The organism is Breoghania sp. (assembly GCF_963674635.1).
Taxonomy (GTDB): Bacteria; Pseudomonadota; Alphaproteobacteria; order Rhizobiales; family Stappiaceae; genus Breoghania.
Window position 1 is genome coordinate 2,776,319 of record NZ_OY771475.1, and the last position, 10,290, is coordinate 2,786,608.

A 10,290-nucleotide genomic window follows, 5' to 3' on the forward strand; every position below is an offset into this window, starting at 1 on the left:
GACGTTTGATGCGTGAAGTGAAGCCGGAATGGGTTGCCGCCGACTGGGGCACCTCTCACCTCAGGGTGTGGGCAATGCGGGGGAGCGAGGTTCTTGCTTCCGCCGATGCGCCGGACGGCATGGGCAAGCTCGCTCGCGATGAATTCGAACCCGCCCTGTTGCGCCTGATCGGTGACTGGATCGGCGATACGCCCTTGCCGGTCATCGCCTGCGGAATGGTCGGCGCGCGCCAGGGCTGGCAGGAAGCGCCCTATCGCATGGTGCCTTGCGCCCCGGTCGCGACCGGGGAAACCATGAAGGTGGACACCCGGGACCCGCGTATTGCCGTGGAGATCGTTCCCGGCCTTGCGCAGGACGCCCCCGCCGATGTCATCCGCGGAGAAGAAGTGCAGATCGCGGGTTTCCTGGCCGAGACACCCGATTTCGACGGCGTTCTCATCATGCCTGGCACCCATTCAAAGCGCGTACGGATCGCGGACGGCAAAGTCCTCTCCTTCGCGACCGCGATGACGGGCGAACTGTTCGAGCTTCTTTCGACCGCCTCCGTCCTGCGGCACGGCATGACGGGCGACGACTGGGACGATGCGGCTTTCCAAGGCGGTGTCAGGGACGGTCTGGCGGGCGTGGCCTTCGAACGCCTCTTCCCCCTGCGCGCTCAGGGTCTGCTGCATGGCTTGTCGGCAGGCGCGGCGCGCGCGCGACTTTCCGGCCTTCTCATCGGCGCGGAAGCGCGCGCCATCGCAGATTGCGAACGCGTGGTGCTGATCGGCGCCGCGAAGCTTTGCGCGCTTTACAAAACAGCATTGGAAATGGCCGGCAAGACCGTGGGGGTGGCGGATGGCAGCCGCCTCGTGCGAAACGGTCTGGTGGCCCTATGGCAGAAAGGTGCAGCACAAAAATGAGCAACGGACTGATCGCGATCTTGCGCGGCATCACGCCGGAAGAGGTTATCCCGGTGGGCGACGCGCTCGTTTCCGCAGGCATTCGCACCATCGAGGTTCCGCTGAATTCGCCACGGCCGCTGGAATCCATCGGACTGCTCGCCCGCTATTTCGAAACTGACGACCGTGTGCAGATCGGCGCAGGCACCGTTCTCACCCGACAGGACGTGCGTGCCGTTCATGGCGCGGGCGGACGACTGATCGTCTCGCCGAATTTCGATGTTGAAGTGGTTGAGGAAACCGTTTCGCTGCGCATGGCATCCTGGCCCGGCGTCTTCACGCCGAGCGAGGCCTTCGGCGCCCTCAAGGCCGGGGCCACGGGCCTCAAGATCTTCCCCGCATCCATCATGGGGCCTTCCGGCCTCAAGGCCATTCGGGCCGTTCTTCCCAAGGACACGCTCGTCTATGCGGTTGGCGGCGCGGGTCCCGAAAATTTCAAGACCTGGATCGATGCGGGCGCCAACGGGTTCGGCATTGGAGCCGCGCTCTACAAGCCGGGCCGGTCAGCTGAAGCGGTCGGCGAAATCGCCCGGCGCTGTGTCGCCTCTTTGCTGGTCGCGCAGGCGCACTGAACCAGCCGATAACGCGCCCGGACTGAAGCACCGACCGGCCACGCGCAGCCTTCTCAAAGCGAAAGAAGGAAGCGCGTGGCCGTGCGGCACAACGTTCCGGCGCCCAATCAAGACGCTGCAATCATTCTCCCCGCTTGCGTTCTGACGCAAGGTTTCGCCCCCCACATCGCGCGAAAAGCTCTTTTCCGCGCACAGGATCTCTCTTTCGCCAACAAGAAACGCGACGACGGCGAAACGAGACTGGTATCGCGGGGGCCGGTGACGCTAATCTCCAGCACAAGACGATCCGTCATTTGAATATCGGATCAAAAGAACAAGGGCTTTTGCCGTGCGGGAGGTGCGCGACAATCGATCCCTAGGGCAAATCGGGAGGATCCACATGAGCGACATCGCATTCATCGGCCTTGGAAACATGGGCCTGCCCATGGCCATCAATCTGGTCAAGGCAGGCCACAGCGTCACGGCCTTCGATACGGTGGCCGACGCCGTTGCAAAGGCTGAGGCCGAAGGCATCAAGGCGGCACCGGATGCAGCCTCTGCCGTGGCGGACGCACAATTCATCATCACCATGCTTCCGAGCGGCCCGATCGTGCTGAAGGTTTTTGAGGCGGTCGTTCCGGCGGCGAAGTCCGGTGCCGTGCTGATCGATTGCTCGACGATCGACGTGGAAAGCGCGCGCAAGGCTCATGCGATGTGCGATGCCGCGGGCCTCTTGTCGCTCGATGCGCCCGTCTCCGGTGGCACCGGTGGTGCGGCGGCGGGAACGCTGACATTCATGGCAGGCGGAAAGCGCGAGGCCTTCGACAAGGCGAGCCCGATCCTCGACGTGATGGGCGGCAAACTGGTCTATTGCGGCGGAGGCGGAGCCGGTCAGGCCGCCAAGATCTGCAACAACATGCTGCTTGGCATATCCATGATCGGGGCCTGCGAAGCCTTCGCTCTGGCCGAAAAGCTCGGCCTTGAGGCACAGGCCGCCTTCGATGTCATCTCCACGTCATCAGGCTATTGCTGGTCGGTCAACACCTATTGCCCGGTGCCCGGTGTTGGCCCGCAAAGCCCCGCCGACAATGGCTACAAACCCGGCTTTGCGACGGAGCTCATGCTGAAGGATCTGGGGCTTTCGCAACAGGCCGCCGACGGCGCGGGGCAGGCTACACCGATGGGCGCGCGGGCTCAGGAGCTTTATGCCCGGTTTCTTGAACACGGTGGCAAGGGCAAGGATTTTTCAGGCATGATTGAATACCTGAAGACGGCTGCGCGCTAGCTGGCTCACGGCACACATTCGTTTCTGGCCCGAACACCCGGGCCTGAATCGCTGACCGGCTCCCGGCGTCCTGGCCGGGGGCCTCTTTTCCCCAGCCTGTTTTCCGCGACGACGGCGATCCGCATAAGCGGCTATTTCGACCAGCTTCATCGCGCCCCGTGCTGCACGAACGATCATGGCTGCGGGCCTCCAACACGGGAACCAACGCTGCGCCACACCCTGCCCAAGTCATTATATACGCTACGTCAGCCTTTCCCTTGGTCACCCTGGTGCCTGCGCAGTAATGTTGGCCGCCTAAGCAATTATCTTGTTACGCTTTCCGTTGCATAGAGGCCAACCAGCGTAGATCGTGGCTGTAATTGACCGAAAGATTGACAAGCATCAAAGTGCACATACTGCGAATTCCTGCTATTTCTCGAAACAGTCACTCAACACGTTTGCAACCCAAGGAATTGTGCCCCGACGCGGAGGACACGATACTGCCCTACCCCGCTTGCGACGGTTCGGGCAGGAACATGAGAATCGAGGGACGTCCAATGACAAAGTTCAGGAATTTTCTTGCCGCAACAGCCGTAGCCACCTTAGCCCTTCCGGGCATCGCCAATGCAGATGGGACCGTGGAGGTGCTGCACTGGTGGACATCCGGAGGTGAGGCAAAGGCGGTTGGCGAACTGAAGAACGCGTTTGAAGCCGACGGCGGGAAATGGATCGATTCTCCCATTGCCGGTGGCGGCGGGGATGCGGCCATGACCGCCTTGCGCGCGCGCGTTGTTTCCGGCAATCCCCCGACCGCCGTGCAGCTGAAGGGCCCCGGCATTCAGGAATGGGCGGAGTTGGGCGCACTCAATGACGTGCAGGACGTGGCCTCAGCCGAGAACTGGGACAGCGTATTGCCGCCCGCACTTGCCAAGATCATGAAATATGACGGCAAGTACGTGGCCGCTCCGGTCAATATCCACCGCGTCGACTGGTTCTGGGCCAACCCGGAAGTGCTCGCAAAGGTTGGCGTCACCGAGATGCCGGAAACCTGGGACGAGTTCAACGCCATCGCCGACAAGCTGCAGGCCGCCGGCATCACGCCGCTGGCACATGGCGGACAACCCTGGCAGGACGCGACGTTGTTCGAGGACGTCGTGCTCGGCATTGGCGGGGCCGACTTTTTCAAAAAGGCGCTGGTGGATCTCGACCAGGACGCCCTGACCAGCGACACGATGATCAAGTCCTTCGACCAGCTTCGCAAACTGCGCGGCTATGTGGATGCGAATTTCTCCGGCCGCGACTGGAACCTCGCGACCGCCATGGTGATGCGCGGCGAGGCCGGCTTCCAGATCATGGGCGATTGGGCCAAGGGCGAATTCCTCGCAGCCGGCAAGGTGCCGGGCAAGGACTTCATCTGTGCGGCAACGCCCGGCAAGGGCTTCGTGCTCAATTCCGACAGTTTCACCTTCTTCAAGGTGTCGGGCGAGGAGCGCGTCAAAGGCCAGAAGAAGCTTGCAAGCCTGATCATGTCACCGAGCTTCCAGGAGACCTTCAACCTGGCCAAGGGATCGATTCCGGCGCGCACCGACGTGGCACTGGACAAGTTCGACGATTGCGCGAAGAAGTCCCGCGAGGATCTGATGGCCGCCATCAAGAACGACTCGCTCGTGCCCTCCATGGCGCATGAGATGGCCGTTCCGCGCTCCGTGCGCGGCGAGTTCATGGATCTCGTCACCAACTTCTTCAACTCCGACATGAGCTCCGAGGAGGCGGTGAAGACGCTTGCCGCAGCCATCAAGCGGGCTCAGCAATAGCGGCGTTTCCAGTCATGAGAGCCGACGCGTTGCCGCGCGTCGGCTCTTTTGTCCTCTTTTTCTGAACCTCGCGGGGGGAGATGTTCTCAATGGGACGCCTCATGGAGCGATGGTTGCCGAAACTGGTGGTTTCTCCCCTGTTCGCGGTCAGCCTCTTTTTCGTCTACGGCTTCATCGCCTGGACGCTCTACATCTCGTTCACCCGCTCCGGCATCTTGCCGAATTACGATCTCGCGGGGCTGATCCAATACACGCGACTGTGGCAGACCCCGCGCTGGTACGTGGCGCTGTCGAATCTCTTCGTTTTCTCCGCCCTGTTCATCGGTTTCTGCACCTTCATCGGGATCGTCCTGGCGATCATGCTCGACCAGCGCATCCGGGCGGAAGGCGCGATCCGCACGATTTTCCTCTACCCGATGGCGCTGTCCTTCATCGTCACGGGGACGGCATGGAAATGGATTCTCAACCCCGGTCTCGGGCTTGAGAAGGTCATGCACGACCTTGGGTTCACGGACTTCCACTTCGACTGGCTGATCAATCCGGACATGGCCATCTACACGGTGGTGATCGCGGGCGTCTGGCAATCATCGGGCTATGCGATGGCGCTGTTCCTTGCAGGTCTTCGTTCTGTCGATGACGATATCCTGAAAGCCGCCGCCATCGACGGAGCCGGGCCGTGGCGCACCTATACGCGCATCGTCCTGCCGAACCTCAGGCCGGTTTTTCTGTCGGTCTTCATCATTCTTGCCCATCTTTCGATCAAGAGCTTCGACCTCGTCATCGCGCTTACCAATGGCGGACCGGGATACGCCACCGACATGCCCGCAACCTTCATGTACGCCTTCGCCTTCCAGCGCTCCGAGCTTGGGACGGCAGCGGCGAGCGCGGTGATGATGCTGGCGACGATCCTCGCGATCATCGTGCCCTATCTCTATTCGGAACTGAGGGAGGCAAAACGATGAGCCGCGAACCGGCCTCCGGCATCGTGCGCGCGACAGGCAGCGGCCAGGTTTTCCTGCGCTACCTGCTCTATGCGCTGCTCGCCCTCTTCTGCCTCTATTACCTGACGCCGCTGTTCGTGATGGTCACGACCTCCCTGAAGAGCGTCGACGAGATCCGGCAGGGCTCGCTCATCGCCCTGCCGCAAGCCCCCAGCCTCGCCGCATGGACCAAGGCGTGGGACACGGCCTGCGTGGGGGTGCGCTGCGACGGCCTGAAGCCCTATTTCTGGAACTCCATCGTCATGGCAGTGCCAGCCGTGCTGGTGTCGACCCTTCTTGGCGCGCTCAACGGCTACGCGCTGACAAAGTGGCGTTTCCGGGGGGCCAATATCATCTTCGCGCTGACATTGTTCGGCGCCTTCATTCCTTTTCAGGTCGTGCTTCTGCCGATGGCCCGGACACTCGGCGCGTTGGGGCTGGCGGGCTCGGTCTTCGGGCTGATCCTCGTCCACACGGTCTATGGCCTCGCCTTTTCCACGCTGTTCTTCCGCAACTTTTTCGTCGGCGTGTCGGACAGCATCGTCAACGCGGCCAAGATCGACGGGGCGGGCTTCTTCCGTATCTTTTTCGCGATCATGATGCCCATGGCTCTTCCGGCCATGGTGGTCACCATCATCTGGCAGTTCACCCAGATCTGGAATGACTTCCTGTTCGGCGTTGCCTTCACCATCGGTGACAGCAACCCACTGACCGTGGCGTTGAACAATCTCGTCAACACCTCCACCGGCGTGAAGGAATACAATGTCGACATGGCCGCGGCGATTATCGCCGCCCTGCCGACGCTTCTCGTCTACATCATTGCAGGCAAATATTTCGTCCGCGGTCTGGCCGCCGGCGCTGTGAAAGAATAGGCAACGCGAACCATGGCCAGCATCAGCCTTCAAGACATCTGGAAGCGGTTCTCCGGCGTGGAGGTTCTCAAGGGCATCGACCTTGAGATCGAAGACGGGGAATTCGTCGTGCTCGTCGGCCCGTCCGGCTGCGGCAAGTCAACCCTGCTCAACCTCATCTCCGGGCTGGAGACGGTCTCCTCCGGCCAGATCGTGATCGGCGACAGAACCGTCAACACCATCCCGCCGAAGGATCGCGACATCGCCCTGGTGTTCCAGTCCTATGCGCTCTATCCGACCAAGACGGTGGAAGACAACATCACCTTCGGCATGCAGACCCGCAAGGTACCGAAGGCCGAACAGACGGCGGCGCTGGCGGAGGTGTCCGGCATGCTCCACATCGACCACCTTCTGGAGCGAAAGCCCGGCCAGCTGTCCGGCGGTCAGCGCCAACGCGTGGCCATGGGGCGCGCGCTCGTGCGCAAGCCGGAAGTGTTCCTCTTCGACGAGCCTCTCTCGAATCTCGATGCCAAGCTGCGCATCGAAATGCGTACCGAGATCAAGAAACTGCATCAGCGCCTCGGCAAGACCATCGTCTATGTGACCCACGACCAGATCGAGGCCATGACGCTGGCCAGCCGCATTGCGGTGATGGACAACGGCCATATCCGCCAGTTCGCCGATCCCATGACGATCTACGAGGAACCGGTCGACCTTTTCGTCGCGGGCTTCATGGGCTCACCGCCGATGAACATGCTGCCGGGAACCCTCACGCGCGACGGCGGCCTATTCGTCGTGCCGGACGGTGCCGAGGGCGGATTGCGCTTCCCGCTGCCCGAGGACATTGCCGGGCGCATCACGGCCGAGGATGGGCACGAGGTGGTGCTCGGCATGCGACCGGAGACGATCTTTGCCGCGGGGACCGAGCTTCCCGGTCCGGGCCGCTTTGCATTCGAACGTCCGGTGGATGTGATCGAGCCGACGGGGCCGGACACGATGCTGGTCTTCACCATCGGGGCGACGGAACTCTTTGCCCGTGTTCGCCCGCAGGATGCCGGCGCGCCCGGCGCGCCGTTCCACTTCGAGGTCGATATGGCCAAGGCAAAGCTGTTTGATCGCAAGACGGGCCTGCGGCTTTAGAGGCAGATCCATCACGGTGGGCTGAGCCGCCTCCCCCGCAATGCTCTGCAACGCGCAAGAAGAGGGCTTATCGAGGGCGGTTAAACTCCTTTGCGCAGACGCCTGCCTGTACGTGCTGAGTCGTTTTGTGTCCCCGCGCCTTCCCACAGGCCATCTGGGTAACGCTGCGGATTCATTGTCTCAGCAACATGACCCGACCTTCGGACATTGTCACACTTGATATGTCGGCGGCGATTGGAGAAAACGGGGGCCATGCGCGCTCCCGCGCCCTCCAATCCGGAACGGTTTCATGGTCGATCTCCTCATTCGCAACGCCAACCTGCCCGACGGGCGGGAGGGCATGGACATTGCTGTCACGAACGGCCTGATCACAGCGGTCGAACATGACATTCCCGCCGAGGCGGGAAACGTTATCGAAGCCGACCGGTGCCTCGTCACTCCGCCCTTCGTCGACCCGCATTTCCACATGGACGCCACCCTATCCCTGGGGCTTCCGCGCATGAATGTCTCCGGCACACTGCTGGAAGGCATTTCGCTTTGGGGCGAGCTGCGCCCCATGCTGACACGAGATGCGGTGGTGGAGCGCGCGCTCAAATATTGCGACCTCGCCGTCTCGCAAGGGCTCCTCGCCATCCGCTCGCATGTGGACGTATCCGATCCGAAGCTCGTCACCGTGGAAGCCCTGCTTGAGGTCCGCGAAAAGGTGGCGCCCTATATCGACCTGCAACTCGTCGCCTTCCCGCAGGACGGCTATTACCGCTGCCCGGAGGCTGCCGATGCGCTGACGCGCGCGCTCGATATGGGCGTCGACGTGGTGGGCGGCATTCCGCATTTCGAGCGCACGATGGAAGAGGGCCGCAAGTCGGTGGAGACGCTGTGCCGGATTGCGGCGGAACGCGGGCTTCGCGTCGACATGCATTGCGACGAGAGCGACGACCCGATGTCGCGCCATGTTGAGACGCTTGCTGCGGAGACGATGCGCCACGGTCTTCAGGGCCGGGTGGTGGGCTCGCACCTCACCTCCATGCACTCCATGGACAACTACTACGTCTCCAAGCTCATCCCGCTGATGGCGGAGGCGCAGCTGCATGCCATCCCGAACCCGCTCATCAACATCATGCTTCAGGGGCGGCACGACACCTACCCCAAGCGTCGCGGCATGACCCGTGTGCGCGAACTTATGGCAGCCGGCATCAATGTGGCCCTGGGCCATGATTGCGTGATGGACCCCTGGTACTCCATGGGCTCCGGCGACATGCTGGAAGTCGCGCACATGGCGGTGCACGTGGCGCAGATGTCCTCCATGGAAGACCGCCGCAAGCTGTTCGACGCCGTTACCGTCAACTCCGCCCGCGCCATGGGGCTGGAAGGCTACGGCCTGGAGCCGGGCTGCAATGCCGACATGGTGATCCTGCAGGCGCGCGATCCGCTGGAGGCCCTGCGCCTGAAGGCGACGCGCCTTGCGGTCATCAAACGCGGCAAGCTTATTGCTAGAACACTGCCGCGGGTCGCAAGCCTCAACCTGGCCGGAAGGCCGGAAACGGTCGACCCTGCCAGCTATGCGCCAGGCGCGGGCGACGAATAGTCGCCGCTTTGCGCGGCGACGACGCTGTGCATGACGCATTTCTATGCAGATGCTTGACTTGACAATTTTTTGAGCAAACGGTCAAGATCATGCGCGACAACAGGCGGGCAGAAAGTCCGCCGCAAAACCGGGGAAATAGGGATATGGCGTTCCTGAAATCGATGACACGCCGCCGCGTTCTCGCGGCCGGTGCAGCACTTGGCGCAGGCCTTGCGGTGACCATGGCCGGTCACGGCGCAGCTCTTGCCGCCGACGTTCTCAAGGTTGCGGGCATTCACGCCTCGCCGGTGGAGAACGCGTGGAACTCGCGCCTTCACGAAGCTCTGCTGGCAGCCGCGAAGGACGGTGTCATCGAGTACGAATTCTCCGAGGGCGTTTCCGGCACCGATTACCCGCGTGCCATGCGCGAATATGCGGAAAAGGGCGTCGATCTTGTGATCGGCGAATCCTACGCTGTGGAGCGCGAAGCGCGCCAGGTCGCCAAGGACTATCCGGACGTGGCCTTCGTGATGGGCTCCTCGGGCGAGGCATCCGGCGATAATTTCGGCGTCTTCGGCACCTGGAACCATGACGGCGCGTATCTCGCCGGCATGCTGGCCGGCAAGATGACCAAGACCAACGTGGTCGGTTCGGTCGGCGCCATCCCGATCCCGGAAGTCAACCAGCTCATCAACGCCTTCAACGCGGGCGTGAAGGAAGTGAACCCGGAAGCCAAGACGCTGGTCTCCTTCATCGGCACCTTCTTCGATCCGCCGAAGGCGCGCGAAGCAGGTCTTGCCGAAATCGATGCGGGCGCGGACATCCTGTTCGGCGAGCGTATCGGCACGGCGGACGCCGCCAAGGAGCGCGGCATCAAGGCCGTCGGGTCGCTGATCGACTACACCGACCGTTATCCCGACACCGTCTTCGCCAACGCCATGTGGTACTTCCGCCCGATCCTCGATGCCGCCGTCGCGGACGTGAAGGCCGGCAAGCCGGTTGGCAAGAACTACACCGCCTACGGCCTGATGAAGGACGGCGGCTCGGACATCGTCTACACCAAGGGCGTTGCGCCTGCGGAAGCCGTAGAGGCGATGGAAAAGCGCCGCGCCGAGATCAAGGCCGGCACATTCGAGGTTCCGCGCGACATCAGCGAACCGAAGTGAGACATGGCCTGCCCAAGGC

9 protein-coding genes are annotated in these 10,290 nt (G+C 62.5%); all 9 read left to right on the forward strand.

Annotated elements, in window-relative coordinates:
* Nucleotides 1-8: 8 nt before the first annotated feature.
* The 9 genes from ABGM93_RS12040 (at nt 9) to ABGM93_RS12080 (ending at nt 10,271) form a co-directional block, all read left to right on the forward strand.
* Entirely contained in the window at nt 9-902 is an 894-nt protein-coding gene (locus ABGM93_RS12040) for a 2-dehydro-3-deoxygalactonokinase (RefSeq protein ID WP_321499737.1), read from the forward strand.
* Nucleotides 899-1,513: a 2-dehydro-3-deoxy-6-phosphogalactonate aldolase gene (locus ABGM93_RS12045; RefSeq protein ID WP_321499739.1), complete on the forward strand. Its 615-nt coding sequence runs from the start codon at nt 899-901 to the stop codon at nt 1,511-1,513. Before ABGM93_RS12040 ends, ABGM93_RS12045 begins: the two co-directional genes overlap by 4 nt.
* A gap of 379 nt (nt 1,514-1,892) precedes the next feature.
* Nucleotides 1,893-2,777 (forward strand): 3-hydroxyisobutyrate dehydrogenase, encoded by an 885-nt coding sequence (mmsB, locus tag ABGM93_RS12050; protein ID WP_321499741.1) that lies wholly within the window; start codon nt 1,893-1,895, stop codon nt 2,775-2,777.
* Between the two features lie 536 nt (nt 2,778-3,313).
* Nucleotides 3,314-4,570, forward strand: a complete 1,257-nt coding sequence (locus ABGM93_RS12055; RefSeq protein WP_321499743.1) for an ABC transporter substrate-binding protein — start codon at nt 3,314-3,316, stop codon at nt 4,568-4,570.
* A gap of 89 nt (nt 4,571-4,659) precedes the next feature.
* Nucleotides 4,660-5,532, forward strand: a complete 873-nt coding sequence (locus ABGM93_RS12060) for a sugar ABC transporter permease (protein ID WP_321499745.1) — start codon at nt 4,660-4,662, stop codon at nt 5,530-5,532.
* Nucleotides 5,529-6,422: a carbohydrate ABC transporter permease gene (locus ABGM93_RS12065; RefSeq protein ID WP_321499747.1), complete on the forward strand. Its 894-nt coding sequence runs from the start codon at nt 5,529-5,531 to the stop codon at nt 6,420-6,422. The genes ABGM93_RS12060 and ABGM93_RS12065 overlap by 4 nt, the downstream gene beginning before the upstream one ends.
* Nucleotides 6,423-6,434: 12 nt before the next feature.
* Nucleotides 6,435-7,541: an ABC transporter ATP-binding protein gene (locus ABGM93_RS12070; protein WP_321499749.1), complete on the forward strand. Its 1,107-nt coding sequence runs from the start codon at nt 6,435-6,437 to the stop codon at nt 7,539-7,541.
* 289 nt (nt 7,542-7,830) lie between these two features.
* Entirely contained in the window at nt 7,831-9,126 is a 1,296-nt protein-coding gene (locus tag ABGM93_RS12075; RefSeq protein WP_321335145.1) for an amidohydrolase family protein, read from the forward strand.
* A gap of 161 nt (nt 9,127-9,287) precedes the next feature.
* Complete coding sequence (locus tag ABGM93_RS12080; RefSeq protein WP_319772984.1) at nt 9,288-10,271, forward strand: BMP family protein; 984 nt, start codon at nt 9,288-9,290, stop codon at nt 10,269-10,271.
* Nucleotides 10,272-10,290: the final 19 nt, after the last annotated feature.

Excerpts from the sequence above, each read along its gene's own strand:
- ABGM93_RS12040 (WP_321499737.1), top strand. The coding sequence starts at position 9 with ATGCGTGAAGTGAAGCCGGAATGGGTTGCCGCCGACTGGGGCACCTCT.
- ABGM93_RS12045 (WP_321499739.1), top strand. The coding sequence starts at position 899 with ATGAGCAACGGACTGATCGCGATCTTGCGCGGCATCACGCCGGAAGAG.
- mmsB (WP_321499741.1), top strand. The coding sequence starts at position 1,893 with ATGAGCGACATCGCATTCATCGGCCTTGGAAACATGGGCCTGCCCATG.
- ABGM93_RS12055 (WP_321499743.1), top strand. The coding sequence starts at position 3,314 with ATGACAAAGTTCAGGAATTTTCTTGCCGCAACAGCCGTAGCCACCTTA.
- ABGM93_RS12060 (WP_321499745.1), top strand. The coding sequence starts at position 4,660 with ATGGGACGCCTCATGGAGCGATGGTTGCCGAAACTGGTGGTTTCTCCC.
- ABGM93_RS12065 (WP_321499747.1), top strand. The coding sequence starts at position 5,529 with ATGAGCCGCGAACCGGCCTCCGGCATCGTGCGCGCGACAGGCAGCGGC.
- ABGM93_RS12070 (WP_321499749.1), top strand. The coding sequence starts at position 6,435 with ATGGCCAGCATCAGCCTTCAAGACATCTGGAAGCGGTTCTCCGGCGTG.
- ABGM93_RS12075 (WP_321335145.1), top strand. The coding sequence starts at position 7,831 with ATGGTCGATCTCCTCATTCGCAACGCCAACCTGCCCGACGGGCGGGAG.
- ABGM93_RS12080 (WP_319772984.1), top strand. The coding sequence starts at position 9,288 with ATGACACGCCGCCGCGTTCTCGCGGCCGGTGCAGCACTTGGCGCAGGC.